Origin of the sequence: Psychroserpens sp. Hel_I_66 (assembly GCF_000799465.1) — a bacterium.
Taxonomy (GTDB): domain Bacteria; phylum Bacteroidota; class Bacteroidia; order Flavobacteriales; family Flavobacteriaceae; genus Psychroserpens.
Genome location: NZ_JUGU01000001.1, coordinates 2,740,935 through 2,759,214, shown reverse-complemented (window position 1 = coordinate 2,759,214; position 18,280 = coordinate 2,740,935). Strand labels below are relative to the sequence as shown.

The following is an 18,280-nucleotide window of genomic DNA, read 5'->3' as shown; positions in this document are numbered from 1 at the left end:
GTAAACTTAAAACTGAAAGCTGATTACTGAAGATTGAAAAGAATGGAATTAAAAGATAAATTAGTATCGTCATTTATGGCTTTTGAAAATACAGTAGATGTAGATGCTCCTGTGCACGATTTACGTAATGAAGCGATAAAGATTTTTGAAGATCAAGGCTTTCCGTCAAAGCGTGATGAAAATTGGAAATACACATCTTTAAATAGCCTATTAAAAACAGATTACAGTGTTTTTCCGAAGCAAGAAAACGCCATAGAGTATAGAGATGTAAAAAAGTATTTTATCCACGATATAGATTGCTACAACTTAGTGTTTATAGATGGTAAATTCTCCTCAAACCTTTCACAAACAACACACGATAGTATTGATGTATGCTTGATGTCATCTGCATTGAACAAGCCAAAATATCAACTTATTACTGAGAACTATTTTAATAAAGTGGCTTCAAAAGATGGGATTTCATCTTTAAATACTGCATTCTCAAAAGAAGGTGCATATATTCATATTCCGAAGAACAAACTAGTAGAGAAACCAATTCAAATCATTAATTTCTCAACCGGAAATGAGTCTGCTTTAATGTTACAACCACGTAACCTAATTGTAGTAGATGAGAATTCACATGTGCAAATTATAGAACGTCACCAAAGTTTGACAGATAATCCTGTTTTAACAAATAGCGTTACCGAAATATTTGCCAATAAAAGAGCGATTGTAGATTACTATAAAATTCAAAATGATAAGCAAACTGCTTCATTAATTGACAATACGAGTATCAATCAAAAAAGAGAAAGTCATGTATCTGTACATACGTTTTCTTTTGGAGGAAAATTAACGAGAAATAATCTCAATTTCTACCAAAACGGTCAACACATGGATTCTACCTTAAATGGTGTGACCATTATTGGTGATAACCAACATGTAGATCACAATACATTGGTGCATCATATTGAGCCAAATTGTGAAAGCCATCAAGATTACAAAGGTATTTTTTCAGATAAATCTACAGGTGTGTTCAATGGTAAGGTTATCGTGAACAAAGAAGCACAAAAAACCAATGCGTTTCAATCTAATAATAACATTTTATTAAGCGATAAAGCCTCGATAAATAGCAAGCCTCAATTAGAGATCTTTGCAGATGATGTAAAATGCTCTCACGGTTGTACCATTGGTCAACTAGACGAAAGTGCTATGTTTTACATGCGCTCGCGTGGTATTCCAGAAAAAGAAGCAAAAGCCCTTTTAATGTTTGCGTTTAGTAATAACGTTTTAGATTCAGTAAAAATTCCTGAAATTAAGCAACGCATCACAAAGATTATTGCGAATAAATTGGGTGTTAGTCTTGGGTTTGATCTTTAGTAAACTCAATGTTGCTTACTTGTCCGTCACAGGATAAAAACATTCCTGTTATTTCAGAACTGTCTTTTGTTTTTACAAACTGATAGAGTGTTCTGTCTTTATTTCCAAATGCATCTATTTCAATAGGATACAAGGCTATAGCTGTATTATTTTTGTACGATAATTTTAATTGATCTTTGTCTATATAAAAATGATAAGTGGTTTGTAATTCTTCAGAATAAAATTCACCACAATAGTCTATTAAATTTTCAGGATTTGTGTTTATTAGGTTGGCACGTTTAAAGTAAAACGGAGTTCCTCCAAATGATATAACCATATCATAATGGGATGTTTTTTCAAAATTATATTTTACATTTTGAGCATCACGTCTCACAAATTCATTGGTGTTATTTTGTAGTAGCGGTATCTTGCTATTTCCCATAGATCCTTGAGCTTTAAGCGTATCGTTTTCTTCGGAAATTCGCATCGTCATATCGCTGTTGATTTCTCGGTAATCTCCAGTAAAGAGTATCAAATCTTGTGGTTCAAACGAAATTTTATCTTCTATCAAATTTGGTTTTATGTTTTCTTCGGAAACGAGCAGCAAGTCCAAAATTTCATAAGATATTGGAGTTGGGTTAATCGATTCCAAATTTGTGAGAATTACGATGCCAATCTTTTCTTTTGGAACGGTAATGATATGAGATTGATTTCCAAAGCCATATCCACTATGGCTCAATGTTTTATAACCTTTGTAATCGTCTACCATAATTCCTCTTGCATATTTGGCTTTTTGTTTACTGGTCAGTACTTCGGTTGTTTTAAGAAATTGAGCTAATGTTTTGAACTCAAGGATATCTCCATTAAGCATTCTCATCCAAATATTCATATCTTTTATATGGCTTCCCATACTTCCAGCGCCATAACTCAACTGATTTGATGAATTAAATACATAAGTATCTTTTTGTTTTTGATAACCAACAGCTTTGTTTTTAACAATTGTACCATGGGAAATCCTTACAAAAGTGTCCTTCATTCCTAACGGTTTAAGAATTTTATCTTTTAAATACTCATCGAGATTTTGGTTTGAAACCTGTTCAATAATTAAAGCTAAAAGATTGTAATTTGTATTTGAATATATGATTTTCTCACCAGGATGATTGTTGAGATTTTTTTGTCTTTTAACTAAATTAAGGACATAAGTATTATCATAATAATCATTATTATAATCAAAACCAGATAAAAACATGGTGGTATGATAATTTCTAATACCACTAGAATGGTTAAGTAGATGTTTGATTTTTATGGGTCTCCCGTAGTTTGGAAAATCTGGAAAAAACGAAGTGATATTATCTTCTAAACTTAGTTTAGAGTCTCTAATTAAAGACCAAATAGCAGCTGCGGTAAATTGTTTACTTATTGATCCTAAGCTAAAAATAGTAGAATCTGTATTTTTTATGTTGTAATCTAAATTCGCGACTCCAAAGCTTTTAGAATATACTATAGAGTCTTGTTTAATAACACGAATGGATAATCCTGGCTCATTATTAGTATCATAGATTTTTAAAATACTATCAATGGTTTTTCTTAGATTATTTTGAGCATTCGTAAATAAACTAAAACATATAGAAAATAGAACCCAAAAAATTTTCAAACCTTGCATTGCTTATATTTTTGATAAAAATAGGTTGGTATTAGTCCAAAATTTAAAAACAAGAAACCAACAAATACGATAATTCCTCTGTAAGGCCAAGTGAGAAATTCAAACATAGCTCCTATACCAAGTATAAAAAAGGTTATAAACCCTAGAATGTAAAATGATTTTTTCATTTGAAATTAAGTTTAAGAAAATTTAAGAATAGATTTTTTGTATTTCGCATAAAAATGAATAGGAAGTATGACCAATACCGAAACTAATATTGCCCCAAGTAACCAAGCATTAGCATAAGGCCATTGCATCATTTGAAACACCAAACTCATTACTAAAAGTAGAATTACCAAAAAGCCAAAGGAAAATTTTAGTCTATTAATATTTATTATCTGTTTAGCGAATTTTTGATAATTGGTTTCCAACTGTAAATTTTGAAAACTACTATAACCACCAAATTTCTGAAGTGCTTCTTGGTATATAGTATCAAAGTTTTCAGAGTTATTGTTTTCGATATAAGTGCAAATATGATCTAAAAGATCTTCTCTTAAACCCTGAGATTTGACGCCATAAAGTTTTAAGTTATTCTCTATAAAGTCTATATGTCGGTCTGTAAGTATCATGATTTTAAAATTTCAGAATTAAAAATAAGATGTAAAGTATCCATGAAATCATTGATTTCTTTAGTGACTTCTGTTACCTTTTCTTTGCCATCTTTTGTAACCTTGTAATATTTTCTAACGCGTTTTCCTATATAAACTTTCTCTGTTTCAAGTATCCCTTTGGCTTCGAGCTTATGAAGAATGGGATATAAGGCACCTTCAGAAATATCAATTTTCCCAAAAGTCATTTTTTTGACCTCTTGGGTAATCTCATAACCGTACATTTTATCTCTGCTACTTATCAATTTTAAAATGATAGGTTGTAATGTTCCTTTTGTGAGTTCTTTGCTATACATTTTACAAATATACATTTTATTTAAATGTATTTTAATAAAATATTAAAATATCTATAAGTTTCGATTTCTAAATGTCATTTTAGCTAAACATCTCGTAACTTTGCAATCATGATAGACGTAAAAAAAATAAGAAAAGACTTCCCAATCCTAAACCGAAAGGTTAACGGGAAACCCCTAATCTATTTCGATAATGCTGCAACCTCGCAAACGCCAAAACAGGTGATTGATGTTATTGTAGATTACTATTCAAATTACAATGCCAATATTCACAGAGGAGTTCATACTTTGAGTCAAGAAGCTACCGATTTATACGAGGCTGCAAGACTAAAAATACAAGCGCATTTTAATGCAAAACATAGCTATGAGATTATATTAACTTCGGGAACTACTCACGGTATCAATTTAATTGCAAGTAGTTTTTCTTCGGAATTAAAAAAAGGCGATGAAGTCTTGGTTTCTGCATTAGAACATCATAGCAATATTGTGCCATGGCAAATGTTGTGTGAGCGCACAGGAGCCATTTTAAAAGTCATTCCCATGAATCAAAATGGGGAACTGATTATGAGTGATTACGAAGCATTGCTTTCAGAAAAAACAAAATTGGTGTTTGTCAATCATATTTCAAATGCTTTAGGAACGATTAATCCTATCAAGAAAATGATAGCATTGGCACATCAAGTTGGTGCAGCAGTTTTGGTTGATGGAGCACAATCTTGTCCGCATTTAAAAACAGACGTCCAGGATTTAGATGTCGATTTTTATGTCACTTCTGCCCACAAAATGTGTGGACCAACAGGTATTGGTATGCTTTACGGAAAAGAAGAATGGCTCAACAAACTTCCTCCTTACCAAGGCGGTGGCGAAATGATAGATCAAGTAAGTTTTGAGAAAACAACTTATGCTGGTTTGCCACACAAATTTGAAGCTGGTACGCCAAATATTTGTGGAGGTATCGCTTTTGGCGCTGCTGTAGATTATATGAATGGTATTGGTTTTGAGAACATTGCAAAATATGAGCATGAGTTGTTGGAGTACGCTACAGAAGCATTATTAACTATAGAAGGACTAAAAATCTACGGAACAGCAAAAGAAAAAACATCGGTCATTTCTTTTAATTTAAAAGGTATTCATCCTTATGATATAGGCACCATATTAGATAAAATGGGAATTGCTGTTAGAACCGGTCACCACTGTGCACAACCTGTTATGGATTTTTATAAAATTCCAGGAACCGTTAGAGCGTCATTTGCATTTTACAATACAAAGGAAGAAATTGATGCTTTGGTTGAAGGTGTCAAGAAAGCTAAAATGATGTTGTCTTAAACTTTGGCTTCTTTTTTGTAATATTACTACAGTAATTATTAAAACCTAATATTATGAAACTTATGATATGTGTACTCATTATGCTCATTTCGGCAAAAGAATGTGATAAAGAAAATGCTCAATTAGCCACTCAAGATACTACAACAGAAGGGAACAATACAACAGTTATGTCTCAAAAAAGCATGCAAATCGATAGGAAAATTACGTATCAAGCTGTTTCAAGAGGTTTCTTTTTAAACGTTACTGTGCAGGGAGATTCTATCTCATTTTCAAATGAAAGAGATATGAAATCGGTAACTACTTATAAAATTCCGAAGGAAGAAAAAGAAGAACTAGTAAGTTTAATTTCGAGTATGGAAGAAACTACATTACCAGACTTAAAGGCACCTTCTAAAAAACACCAATTTGATGGCGCAGCAATCGCAACTGTAGAAGTAGAAAATGGTGAAAATAGTTATAAGACCGTTGCTTTTGATCATGGTACACCTCCAGAATCAATTAAACCAATAGTTGAAAAGATGTTATCAATTAAAACAATGATTGAGAAGCAGTAGAGATATCGTATCTTTGTTTTTTCTGAAAAACGAACCGTTTAAAAAGTTTAGAACGATAATGACAATTACAGAAATACAGGACGAAATAATAGACGAATTCTCATTTTTTGAAGATTGGGAAGAACGCTATCAATATATGATTGACCTTGGCAAGACATTGCCTCTAATTGATCCAGAATATAAAACCGAAGATAATATCATCAAAGGATGCCAAAGTAAAGTTTGGGTGCATGCAGAGATGAATGATAATAAAGTCATATTCACAGCAGATAGTGATGCGATTATCACAAAAGGAATTATCGCCATTTTAATCAGGGCATTTTCCAATCAACAACCCAAAGCAATAATTGAGAGCGATACAGATTTTATTGATAAAATCGGTTTGAAAGAACATTTATCACCTACACGAGCTAACGGTCTGGTGAGCATGATAAAAAAAATAAAAATGTATGCCATCGCATACCAAGCACAACTGAATTAAAATACTATTCAAAAGTTTTTCTTCGGAAAATAAAAAACACAACAATGAGCGATACAGCAATAGATACAAACCTTTTAGGTGAAAAAATAGTGAGAGTCTTAAAAACTATTTACGATCCCGAAATCCCAGTAGATATTTACGAACTTGGTCTTATTTACGATGTCTTTGTAAATGAAGATTACGAAGTAAAAATATTAATGACCTTAACAACCCCAAACTGTCCAGTAGCAGAAACTTTACCTTTAGAAGTGGAAGAGAAAGTAAAATCCCTTAATGACGTAAAAAACGCTGAGGTAGAGATTACATTTGATCCACCATGGACGCAAGATCTAATGAGTGAAGAAGCTAAATTAGAACTGGGAATGCTTTAATGATTTTTCAGATTATAATTTTTAATGCCTAGACAAAAACCTAAATCTATAACAGAGGGCAATAAAGTAAACCTCAAAGGTTCCTTTAAAGCACTAGTTTATATTCCGAGGTTTTTTAAGGAAATCTGGAACACCAACAAAAAGCTTTTTCTTGGATCTGCTTTTTGTCGTTTAATAGCTGCAGTTTTACCCGTAATGATCTTATGGGTTGGTAAAATTATCATAGATGAGATTGTATTACAGGCAAAGGCAGATATATCAGACCTATCTAAACTTTGGCTTTATGTAGGTATAGAGTTTGGTCTCATTATTCTTTCAGATTTAATAAGTCGTGCAATCTCATTAACAGACGGGCTTTTGGGAGATGCCTATTCTATAAATTCTTCAGTAAATATTATAAAAAAGACCAATAAGATTGATATTAGTCTTTTAGAGGATTCCGAATTTTACGATAAATTAGAACGAGCAAGAACACAAACCACAGGACGAGTAGGTTTAATGTCTAATGCACTTGGTGAAATCCAAAGTCTTATTTCTATTGCGACCTTGGTTGCTGGTCTTATTTATTTTGAGCCTTATTTAATTATACTTCTCGTCATTAGTATTATTCCATCATTTATAAATGAAATTTGGTTTAGCCAAAGACAATACTCACTTGCTAGAGGTTGGACAACAGAACGTCGCGAACTCGATTATCTAAGATACATTGGAGCCAATAATGAAACCGCAAAGGAGATTAAACTCTTTGGTCTCACAGATTTTATTGTGGACCGTTTCAAAAATCTCTCTCAAGAATATTATGACCTCAATAAAAATCTAGCAATAAAGCGTTCTGCTTTAGGATTTTTGTTTAATGTATTGGGAACTTTGAGCTATTATGGAGCTTATGTTTTTATAATCTATAGAGTTGTAACTGGCATGATCACATTAGGGGAACTTACGTTTTTATCGGGCTCTTTTAATAGGTTAACCAGAAATTTACAAGACTTCTTTTCTAAATTTACCAGAATTACAGAAAGCGCATTATACTTAAAAGACTATTTTGAATTTATAGATCTTTCAATACAACCAAAGCATATTGAAGACCAGCCAATACCAACGAAGATAAAAACGGGCTTTGTATTTAAAGACGTCTTTTTTTCTTACCCAGGATCTGATGTAAACATTTTAAAGGGAGCATCATTTAATTTAAGTGCAGGAGAAAAACTAGCTTTTGTTGGTCAAAACGGTGCAGGAAAAACAACCTTAACCAAACTTCTACTTCGGTTTTACGAGCCAACATCTGGAGAAATCCTATTGGATGGCGTTAATATTAACAGGTTCAATAAAGCAGAATATCAAGAATTTTTCGGAGTGATTTTTCAGGATTTCTTCAAATATGAATTTACTGCCAAAGAAAATATCGCCATTGGCAAAATAGATGAAATAGATAATCTTGAAAAAATTAAAAATGCTGCGGAATTGAGCTTGGCAAGTGAAGTCATTTCAGAATTAAAAAAAGGCTATAACCAACAGTTGGGTAAACGATTTGCCAAAGGTCAAGATCTGTCGGGAGGTCAATGGCAAAAAGTAGCGTTGGCAAGAGCTTACATGAAAGATGCCGAAGTAATGATACTAGACGAGCCAACATCTGCGTTGGATGCAAAAGCAGAAAGTGAGGTTTTTCAGCGATTTATTGCATTGACCAAAAACAAAACGAGTATCATCATTTCTCATAGATTTTCTACCGTTAGACAAGCAGATAGAATTCTTGTATTGGAAGAAGGTAAAGTTTTAGAAATAGGAACACACGAAGAATTAATGGTAAATGATTCTTTATATGCTGAGTTATTTGCTTTGCAGGCAGAAGGTTATCAATAAAAAATAAGTTAATTTTGTATTATGCAAGAAGAGATAATAAATAGAGTCGCATTAAGTAAGCTTATGGTAGTTGATTTGGAAGACTACTACCCAGATGGAGAACGTGTGAGCTTTGATATAAAAGATTGGTTATACGAGGGTTTTGTTTTAAGAGAAAAAGAGTTTAGACAATTGGTTAGTGATTATGATTGGTCTCAACATAATAATCAATTCGTAGCCTTAACGTGCTCTTCAGATGCCATAATTCCTGCTTGGGCTTATATGTTGTTGACTATAGAACTACAGCCATTTGCTAAAAAAGTTAATATTGGAGACTTAGAAGCTCTAGAAGCTTCAATTTATCAAGATATTATAAATAATCTAGATGTTGAGCCTTATCAAGATAAACCGTTAATCATCAAAGGCTGCGCGCACAAACCAGTGCCTTCAAATGCTTATATTATGTTATCAAGCAAGTTAAAGCCTGTTGCCAAATCAATAATGTATGGTGAGGCCTGTTCTTCGGTTCCGTTATTCAAAAGAAAATAAAAAATTTTACGTGTGACTTTTTAGAGAATGTGTGTCTTACTTTTTTGTGAGGCTCTATAAAGCATACATTTTATTTTAAATTTTTAGTCTTGAAAAAATGAATGAATTATATTTGCACGATTAATTAATAAACCCGAAATAATTAAAATTATGAATAAGAACATATGTTTAACTGCATTTTTGCTTTTATCAATAGCATTCGGTTTTTCCCAAACAAAGGAAGAATTGCAGGCCCAGAAAAAGGAAAAACAAGCAATTGCAGATGCAGCGCAAGCTGAGGCTAACGAATTGCAAGCTCAAATTGACGCGCTTCCAGGATGGAGAGTAGGCGCTTTTGGAGTTATTGGAGGTAGTTTGTCAAACTTTAACAACTGGTATTCTCAAGGTGTGCCTAATAACTCATCTGGAAATATTGGTTTAACTATAAATGGTTACGCAAACTTAATTGAAGATAAATTCTTTTGGAGAAACTCATTAAATACAAATTTAAGTTGGGTAAAATTAGATAATAAGGATACAGATTTAGATTCAGATGGTTTTGAACCAACTACAGACGTTTTTAACATTTCTTCTTTATACGGAAGAAAATTAAGCGAAAAACTAGCAGCTTCTGGTTTAGTGGAATACAGAACAACACTCTTAGATAACTTTAACGATCCTGGATATTTAGATGTTGGTATTGGTGGGACTTGGACGCCTATCGACAACTTAATAGTAGTAGTTCACCCGTTAAACTACAACTTTGTATTTGCAGATAATGACAATATTTTTGAATCTTCTTTAGGTGCTAAAATCGTTGCCGATTATACACGCCAAATTGGTAAGATTGGTTTTAAATCCAACCTATCTATGTTTCAAAGTTACAAGAGTGGTGATTTATCGAATGCAACTTGGACAAACTCTTTCAGCTATACGCTATGGAAAAGAATTGGTGTAGGTTTCGATTTTGCATTAAGAAGTAACAAACAAGAAGCTTTAAGTTATGCATTGGGTCAATTGCCAGCAGATTTTATGGGAGAAACGCCAACATTTGATACTGTTGATAATGAATTACAAACATATTACACTTTAGGTTTGACTTATAAGTTCTAAACCTATTTATGACTTTAAAAAGAAAAGCATCTTGATGATTTCAAGATGCTTTTTTTATTTTTTATTTTTCTTCGGAAATTACTCCTCTTCATTGTAATCTGGGTACAAAAAGTGATTATATGGGAAACGAGTGACATGGATCTCTCTCACTTCGTCATAAACACGTTTTTTAAATGTATCGATATTCTTTTTGTTCAATGCTGAGATGAACAGTGCATTTTTTCCAACCCGATTCATCCAAGTTTTTCTCCATTCTTCTAAAGTATAATGTTGCGAGGTTCGTTCTGTGATCAAATCATCATCATCAAGGGGCTCAGCCTCATAAGCATCAATTTTATTAAATACCATTATTGTTGGCTTATCTGAGCTATCGATCTCACCAAGAATTTTGTTTACAGATTCTATATGCTCCTCAAAATTAGGATGTGAGATATCTACGACGTGCAGTAATAAATCGGCTTCCCTAACTTCGTCCAAAGTACTTTTAAAGGATTCTACCAATTGAGTCGGCAATTTTCTAATAAATCCAACGGTATCTGTCAATAAAAAAGGAAGGTTTTGTATCACTACTTTTCTTACCGTAGTATCTAGCGTTGCAAATAATTTATTTTCCGCAAAAACATCGCTTTTACTAATCACATTCATTAAAGTGGATTTGCCCACGTTTGTATATCCAACTAAAGCAACTCTAACCATTTTTCCGCGATTACCGCGTTGCACAGCCATTTGCTTATCTATGGTCTTGATTTTTTCCTTTAGCAATGCAATTTTATCTCTAACGATACGTCTATCTGTTTCAATTTCGGTTTCACCAGGACCACGCATTCCAATACCACCTTTTTGTCTTTCTAGGTGAGTCCACATTCCTTTTAACCTTGGGAGCAGATATTCGCATTGGGCCAATTCAACCTGTGTTCTGGCATAACTTGTAGTTGCACGCTGAGCAAAAATATCAAGAATAAGATTAGTTCTATCTAGAACTTTACAACCTAATATCTTACTTATATTTCGTTCTTGTGCAGCAGAAAGTTCATCATCAAAAATTGCGGTTCCAACATTATTGTTTTCAATAAATTCTTGGACTTCCTTCATTTTACCAGACCCAATAAATGTTTTAGGGTTTGGCATATCCATCTTTTGAGTGTATCGTTTTAATACCTCTCCTCCAGCAGTGTAAGTCAAAAACTCTAGCTCGTCTAGATACTCTTTAGATTTTTCTTCATCTTGATCTTTGGTAATAACACCAATGAGTACAGTTTTTTCAAGCTCTATATCTTTTTTTTCAATCATAAATTTTAGTAAAATACAAAGTTACGTAATTGGAATGTATGTCTATTGTATTTTAAAACCTAAATTTGTTACGTGAATTCTTCAGAAATAAAAACAACATCCCACACAATAGCTTTCTACAACCTCGAAAATCTTTTCGATATAAATAATGATGCCAAAACATATGATACCGATTTTTTGCCTGGCTCTTCAAAGCGGTGGACCAAAAAAAGATATGATCGAAAACTCTTTAAATTAGGTGAGGTTATTTCAAAAATAGGATATGACAACACCCAAAAACCACCCGTAATAGTTGGTTTAGCAGAAATTGAGAATAAAAACGTTATTCAAGATTTAATCCAAAGTAAAGATTTAGAGTCATTTAACTATGGTTTTGTTCATTATAATTCTCAAGATGAGAGAGGGATTGACGTTGCGATGATTTACGACAAGACAAGATTTACAGTTGAACAATCTAAAACATATGCTGTTTTTCTAAAGGATCATATAGGTAAACAGGATTATACAAGAGATATTCTCTTGGTTTCTGGTAAACTTCATACTGAAAAAATACATGTCATAATAAATCATTGGCCTTCAAGAAGAGAAGGAGAATTAGAATCTTTGCATAAGCGATTAAAAGCATCTCAAAAAGTAGTAGAGATTGTGAATGAAATTAGAACAGAAAATCAAAACGCTAAAATTATTGTGATGGGAGATTTTAATGATAACCCAGGAAATGAGAGTGTGAAATATCTTTCAAATAATGCTGAGCTTTTTAACCCTATGGAAACTATGCTGTCTTACAGCAGAGGCAGCGTAAACCATAATTTCAAATGGAATCTTTTTGATCAAATTTTGTTTTCAAATAACTTTTTTGAAACAGGATATAACAAACTTAAGTTTGACGAGGCAAACATCTTTGATGAAAAATTCTTGACACAATATAAAGGTAAGTTCAAGGGACAACCATTTAGAACTTATGTTGGTAATAAATATAAGGGAGGATATAGTGATCATTTCCCAGTTTATATACAATTAATATGGAACGAAATCTAAGCTCTTAAAATTTTTTTCTTTTTGTCGGTAATTCTTGCTTTTTATCTATTATACTAATGTTAATAGTCTGTTAACTATCAATTTTTTTATCTTCGGTTAATTATACATGCTTTCTTAAAAACACCTACACATTGAAGCTTGTTATTTGTGCTTTAAAGGAGAATTTTAAGATATTAATTATCAATTGATTAAATAGTATTTACACATATGAAAAAATTTTTACTCTCGTTTTCATTCCTTTTCTTAATTCTTATTCACTGTGCAGAAGCACAAATTACAACTTATCCTTATGCCGAAGATTTTGAATCTGGTGATGGAGGTTGGACTGTCGATGCAGCAAATCCAGGAAGTTGGGCATTAGGAACACCAGCAGCAGCTATAATAAATTCAGCAGACTCAGGCGTGAACGCTTGGGTAACAAACCTAACAGGACCATATAGTGCCAGTGAAAATGGTATAGTTACAAGTCCTGTGTTTGATTTTTCTTCACTAACTGCACCATCCATAGAATTAAGTGTTTGGTGGAATTCAGAGTTCAGCTGGGACGGTATGGTCTTACAATCTTCAATAGACGGAGGCGCTTCTTGGCAAAACGTTGGAGCAGATGAAGATCCAAATAACTGGTATAATGACGATACTATTGCAGGAAACCCTGGAGGTCAACAAGAAGGATGGACAGGAAGAGGTACGACAGGATCTGGCGGATGGGTAATTGCTAGACACGCTTTAAATGGTTTAGGCGGAGAATCAAATGTGATTTTAAGAATTGCGTTTGGGTCTGATACATCCATACAAGATGAAGGTGTTGCTTTTGATACAGTTTCAATCTTTAATGTAACTTGTCCAGAGCCATCAGGTTTAACTTTAGGAACCATAACTGAAAATTCAGCAGAAATTAATTGGGTAGCAGGAGGAGCAGAAGACACTTGGGAAATTGCGGTTCAAACTGCAGGTACAGGAGTGCCAACAGGAGCAGGTGATGTCACAAATGTTAATGACCCATACAATGCAACGCCATTAACTCCTAGTACAGCTTACGAAGTTTACATAAGATCTAATTGTGGAGCAGATGGCTTTAGTAATTGGGTAGGTCCACTAAACTTTTCAACATTAAATGTACCACCACCACCTCCAGTAGGTGTAACTTGTGCTACAGGATCTTCATCTTTTATTTTTACTGAAAATTTTGACCAAGATCCTCCAGCAGGTTGGACAGGAACTGGATTTGACGGTACTGATGGAAATTGGGATATAACTGCAGCTGGCGCTAATTCCTTTGGTACGGGTCCAGCTAACGCATTTGATGGTGGTTCAGGATCTCATCTAGAATATGAGGCATCTGGCAGCGCAACTGCAATAGCATCTGCAATAAGTCCTGGCATCGATTTAACATCAGCTATAGATGGAGCAGAATTATCATTCTTTTTCCATGCCTTTGGTGAGGATATGGGAACTTTAAATGTAGGAATTTCTAACGATGCTACGGGTCCATTTACAAATGTGTTTTCTTGGGTAGGTGACCTGCAATTATCAGATGATGAAGCATGGGTTCCGGTTGGAGTTAATTTAGATGCTTATTTAGGTCAGGTTATATATTTAGAATTTAGTTATGGTGGAGCTGGAACTGGTTTTGAAGGAGATATAGCTGTTGATTTTATAAGAGTAGAATCTTGTGGTGATTTTTGTATTCCACCAAGTTCATTAGTTGTAGCTAATATTACAGGCACAACTGCAGATATAAGTTGGACACCAAATAATGGTGAAACTTCTTGGGAATACGTTGTCGTGCCAGCGGGATCAGGAGAACCAACAGGTCCTGGAACTACGACATCAACACCGTCTGCATCAATATCTGGACTAGATTTTGAAACCGAATATGAAGTTTGGGTAAGAGCAGATTGCGGTACATCATTTAGTATTTGGTCTGGACCAACAAATTTCACAACTACGATACAAACAAATTTTGACGTTGATTGTGCAGCAGGTCCAACCAATAGTTTTATTTGCTACGGAAATAATGACTCTGAGATATTTACATATACAAGTTCTGATGGTTCTCCTCTAAACCTTACTATTAACACAGGTGAAATTGAAGGAGCTCCTTTTGATTTCTTATTAGTCACTGATGGAAACGGAACAGTATTATATAATGATGAAGGTGATGATGGTCTTTTAGATGGCCTAACATTTCAATCTATTACAGATACAATAACAATTCAAATAACATCAGATACCTCTGTGAGTTGTGAGGCTGGTAGCTTTTGTTGCTCAGATGGTATAGATTATACAGTTTCTTGTGCAACATGTATAAATCCAACTGCAACATATCAAGTAGTTGATGATTGTGATGCAGGAGACCAATTTTTAATAAACGTTAATGTCACGAGTTTAGGTGATGCTACTTCGTTAACAATTTCAAACAATATAAACGGTGATACTACACCTGTAACCGCAATTGGAACTTATCAAATAGGTCCTTTTCCATTTTTGGTTGATGTTGTGGTTACAGTAAGTAACGATCAAGATGTGAATTGTGTAATCAATAGTAGTCCAATTCAATTATTAGCTTGTCCGCCAGAAAACGATAACCCGTGTGACGCAACAGTCGCAGTGGTTAATGGCGATCAATCGTGTGATTTAGTAACACCAGGAAGTTTAATAGAAGCAACCGATTCTGGTGTGCCAAGTGGAAGCTGTACCGGAAATCCAAACGATGATGTTTGGTTTCAATTTACAGCATTAAATGAGGTGCAGTTAATTTCAGTAATAAACATCTCTGGTGGAGGCTTTAATACAGACCACGCATTATATGAAGGTGATTGTGACAACTTAGTTGAGATAGAATGTACAGATGGTGTAGCAAGTGTAACTCCTGCGTTAGTAGTGGGTAACACATATTATGTTAGAGTATTTTCAGGAGGTATTAATCCAGAAACAACCACATTTGATCTTTGTATCAAAGAAGCGCCAACAAATATTATTTGTGAAAATGCAGAAAATTTCTGTGCTGAACCAGGTGGAGCTTTAACAACTTCCAATATTATAGGTATTCCAGATCCAACAGATATTGCTTGTTTAAGTTCGGCACCAAACCCTACTTGGAGCATTATCCAAATTGGAGATCCTGGTTTAATTGAAATCGAAATTTCTCAAGTAGATGAAGATGGAAACGGATTAGATGTTGATTTCGTGCTTTGGGGTCCTTTTGATGATTTAGAAGGCGCTTGTGATGGATTAGACCTAGGTTGTCCAGATCCTGCTGCTTGCCCAAATAATACAACAAGTCCAGATTTTTATCCCTTCGGAAATATAGTAGACTGTAGTTACTCATTTGTTTCCGTAGAAAATTTAACTATTGATGACGCTCAAACAGGAGAAATTTACCTTTTATTAGTAACAAACTTCTCTGATGATCCAGGAACAATATCTATAAGCCAAACAAATGATGGAGGTGAAACTGACGGAGATATAACTGCAGAAATTGAAGTAGATTTAGGAGAAGATCAAAACTTTTGTGGCTTCCCAGATTTTGAATTAAATGCAGATTCACCGTTTGCAGATACCTATGAGTGGTACGAAGATGGATTTATCATTGAAGGGGAAACAGGTCCAACAATTACAGTATCTACCTCAAGTACGTATACTGTAATAGCATACGACGAACAATGTGATTCTCAAGCTCAAGACTCTGTTACAGTTAATTTTGGAATGGAACCTACAGCAAACCTTGTAGACGATATTATTACATGTGATGATATCTCTGCAGATGAAGTTGAGGATTTTGATTTAGAAATACAGACACCAGGTGTGCTAGGAGCTCAATTGGCAACAGATTTTAATGTGACTTATCATTTGACCTTAGCAGATGCTCAGGCAGATACAGGAGCGTTAACATCTCCATATACCAACATTTCAAACCCGCAAACTATTTTTGTTAGAATAGAAGATGCAGATGCAGAGTTCTGTTTCGCGACAACTAGTTTTGATTTGATTATTTCTGGACCAACTCCTACTGCGACTAGTGTTCCAATTGAAGAGTGTGATGACGACACAGACGGTATTACATTATTTGATTTAGCTGCACATGATGATAATATCTTAAATGGTCAAAGTAGTACAGATTTTACAGTAAGTTACTATGAAACCGAAGCAGATGCTGAAGCTGGTACAGGAGCAATTGACACTTCAGTATTATATAGCAGCACTTCACAAACCATATATGCACGAGTTGAAAGCAATGTAGCATTTGATTGTTACGCTACAACACCATTTGAATTAATTGTAAAACCTTTGCCTAGTACATCCTTTACTACAGATTTTGAATACGAGGTGTGCCCTGATGCAACGGTTGAAATATTGATAACAGCTACAGCTAATAACTATAACGAATCTGATGTAACCATTAATTGGTATCAAGATGGAGGTCTTATAGCTGGTGAGAATAGCTTAACACTGCCAGTGTTAGAGGCTGGCTTGTATGAAATCGAAGTCACATTTAATGATGGTACACAATGTTCTAGTATTACAGCTCAAAATGTTATAGAATTAGAGAATTGTGTTATACCTCAAGGGATCTCGCCAAATGGAGACGGTATGAATGATACTTTTGATTTGAGTAGCTACGATGTTAGTAAACTTGAGATATTTAATCGTAATGGCACATTAGTATATTCTAAAGCCAATTATACAAATGAGTGGTATGGTCAAACAAATGACGGTGACGAACTACCGGTAGGAACATACTTCTATACTATGGAATATGAAGACGGAAAACAAAGAAGTGCTTGGGTATATATCCAAAGACTGAAATAGAACCAATTATTAATTAACAAATAAAAAGGGAATTCTTGAATTCTTGCAAACAACTAAAATTAAACAACTAACAAATGAAAAAATTTTATATCATTATTGTATTGCTCATAGCAACACAGGTGTATGGACAGCAGGATCCGCAGTATACACAGTACATGTATAATATGAATGTTATAAATCCAGCGTATGCAGGTTCTAAAGAGAACCTCTCCTTTGGGTTATTGTATCGTTCACAATGGGCAGGTATTGACGGTGCTCCAAAAACAGCAACCTTTTTTGGACACTCTCCAGTGGGTGAAAAGGTAGGATTGGGATTGTCTGTCATTTCCGACGAAGTAGGACCGGTAAAAGAAACCAATGCTTACGTAGATTTCTCATATACACTTCAATTGGGTGGAGAACATAGACTAGCATTTGGTATTAAAGCAGGTGCTACGTTTCATGATATAGGATTAACGGACCTTGATTTGATTGATGAGAATGATCCATTCTTTGCTCAAAACATCAGTACAACCACACCAAATATTGGAGCAGGTTTCTTTTATTATACAGACAAGTATTATATAGCAGGTTCTGTACCAAATATTTTAAACTCTGTTCATTTAGATGCCAATGGTAATAAGATTGGATCTGAAGAAGCACATTATTTCTTTACAGGTGGTTACGTATTCGATTTATCCCCTAATACAGAATTAAAACCTTCGTTTTTAGTTAAATCGGCATTTGGAGCACCAACGTCTTTTGATGTGAACCTTAATGCTAGGTTCTGGAAGAAATTTGAAATAGGAGCATCATACAGATTAGATGATTCTTTTTCAGGGTTGATAAATTTTGCAATTACCGATAACCTAAGAATTGGTTACGCCTATGACAATGTTACTTCAGATATTAAAAAGTATGCTCCAGCATCACACGAATTTTTATTATTATTTGACTTGAATTTCCCTAAAAAAGTTTCACGTTCACCAAGATATTTCTAAACAATTAAGC

Annotated in this window: 15 protein-coding genes; 11 read left to right on the top strand and 4 right to left on the bottom strand. The window is 34.0% G+C overall.

What is annotated here, in order from left to right; translation table 11 throughout:
- Nucleotides 1–42 precede the first annotated feature (42 nt).
- On the top strand, nt 43–1,356 hold the full coding sequence (sufD, locus tag GQ40_RS12245) for a Fe-S cluster assembly protein SufD (protein ID WP_047548775.1): 1,314 nt from the start codon (nt 43–45) through the stop codon (nt 1,354–1,356).
- Here the strand turns inward: sufD and GQ40_RS12240 are convergent.
- The 3 genes from GQ40_RS12240 to GQ40_RS12225 all read right to left on the bottom strand — a co-directional run bounded on the left by GQ40_RS12240 (nt 1,334) and on the right by GQ40_RS12225 (nt 3,941).
- Nucleotides 1,334–2,989, bottom strand: a complete 1,656-nt coding sequence (locus GQ40_RS12240; protein ID WP_197052677.1) for a serine hydrolase domain-containing protein — start codon at nt 2,987–2,989, stop codon at nt 1,334–1,336. The genes sufD and GQ40_RS12240 overlap by 23 nt on opposite strands.
- 188 nt (nt 2,990–3,177) lie before the next feature.
- Nucleotides 3,178–3,606: a hypothetical protein gene (locus GQ40_RS12230; protein ID WP_047548766.1), complete on the bottom strand. Its 429-nt coding sequence runs from the start codon at nt 3,604–3,606 to the stop codon at nt 3,178–3,180.
- Complete coding sequence (locus tag GQ40_RS12225) at nt 3,603–3,941, bottom strand: PadR family transcriptional regulator (protein ID WP_047548763.1); 339 nt, start codon at nt 3,939–3,941, stop codon at nt 3,603–3,605. The genes GQ40_RS12230 and GQ40_RS12225 overlap by 4 nt, the downstream gene beginning before the upstream one ends.
- A gap of 108 nt (nt 3,942–4,049) precedes the next feature.
- On the opposite strand from GQ40_RS12225, the gene GQ40_RS12220 reads away from it, so the two are divergent.
- The 7 genes from GQ40_RS12220 to GQ40_RS12190 all read left to right on the top strand — a co-directional run bounded on the left by GQ40_RS12220 (nt 4,050) and on the right by GQ40_RS12190 (nt 10,150).
- Complete coding sequence (locus GQ40_RS12220; RefSeq protein ID WP_047548760.1) at nt 4,050–5,264, top strand: aminotransferase class V-fold PLP-dependent enzyme; 1,215 nt, start codon at nt 4,050–4,052, stop codon at nt 5,262–5,264.
- Between the two features lie 53 nt (nt 5,265–5,317).
- The gene (locus tag GQ40_RS12215; RefSeq protein ID WP_047548755.1) at nt 5,318–5,818 is read left to right on the top strand and encodes a hypothetical protein; all 501 of its coding nucleotides are present in this window, start codon (nt 5,318–5,320) and stop codon (nt 5,816–5,818) included.
- Nucleotides 5,819–5,876: 58 nt separating this feature from the next.
- Complete coding sequence (locus GQ40_RS12210) at nt 5,877–6,299, top strand: SufE family protein (RefSeq protein WP_047548753.1); 423 nt, start codon at nt 5,877–5,879, stop codon at nt 6,297–6,299.
- A gap of 44 nt (nt 6,300–6,343) precedes the next feature.
- The gene (locus GQ40_RS12205) at nt 6,344–6,670 is read left to right on the top strand and encodes a DUF59 domain-containing protein (RefSeq protein WP_047548750.1); all 327 of its coding nucleotides are present in this window, start codon (nt 6,344–6,346) and stop codon (nt 6,668–6,670) included.
- A gap of 24 nt (nt 6,671–6,694) precedes the next feature.
- On the top strand, nt 6,695–8,530 hold the full coding sequence (locus GQ40_RS12200) for an ABC transporter ATP-binding protein (protein WP_047548748.1): 1,836 nt from the start codon (nt 6,695–6,697) through the stop codon (nt 8,528–8,530).
- A 21-nt stretch (nt 8,531–8,551) separates the two neighbouring features.
- Nucleotides 8,552–9,058, top strand: a complete 507-nt coding sequence (locus GQ40_RS12195; RefSeq protein WP_047548746.1) for a DUF2480 family protein — start codon at nt 8,552–8,554, stop codon at nt 9,056–9,058.
- Between the two features lie 150 nt (nt 9,059–9,208).
- Complete coding sequence (locus tag GQ40_RS12190; protein WP_047548739.1) at nt 9,209–10,150, top strand: DUF3078 domain-containing protein; 942 nt, start codon at nt 9,209–9,211, stop codon at nt 10,148–10,150.
- 78 nt (nt 10,151–10,228) lie between these two features.
- On the opposite strand, the gene hflX is transcribed toward GQ40_RS12190, so the two are convergent.
- A complete protein-coding gene (gene hflX, locus GQ40_RS12185) occupies nt 10,229–11,440 on the bottom strand; it encodes a GTPase HflX (protein WP_047548737.1) in 1,212 nt (403 codons plus the stop codon).
- A gap of 72 nt (nt 11,441–11,512) precedes the next feature.
- Between hflX and GQ40_RS12180 the strand changes: the two genes are divergently transcribed.
- The 3 genes from GQ40_RS12180 to GQ40_RS12170 all read left to right on the top strand — a co-directional run bounded on the left by GQ40_RS12180 (nt 11,513) and on the right by GQ40_RS12170 (nt 18,270).
- Nucleotides 11,513–12,478 carry an endonuclease/exonuclease/phosphatase family protein gene (locus GQ40_RS12180; RefSeq protein WP_047548734.1) on the top strand — a complete coding sequence of 322 codons (966 nt, stop codon included), beginning with the start codon at nt 11,513–11,515 and terminating at the stop codon, nt 12,476–12,478.
- Nucleotides 12,479–12,685: 207 nt separating this feature from the next.
- Nucleotides 12,686–17,290, top strand: coding sequence for a gliding motility-associated C-terminal domain-containing protein (locus GQ40_RS12175; RefSeq protein WP_047548731.1), 4,605 nt, complete (start codon nt 12,686–12,688; stop codon nt 17,288–17,290).
- Between the two features lie 74 nt (nt 17,291–17,364).
- Nucleotides 17,365–18,270 (top strand): type IX secretion system membrane protein PorP/SprF, encoded by a 906-nt coding sequence (locus GQ40_RS12170; RefSeq protein ID WP_047548729.1) that lies wholly within the window; start codon nt 17,365–17,367, stop codon nt 18,268–18,270.
- Nucleotides 18,271–18,280: the final 10 nt, after the last annotated feature.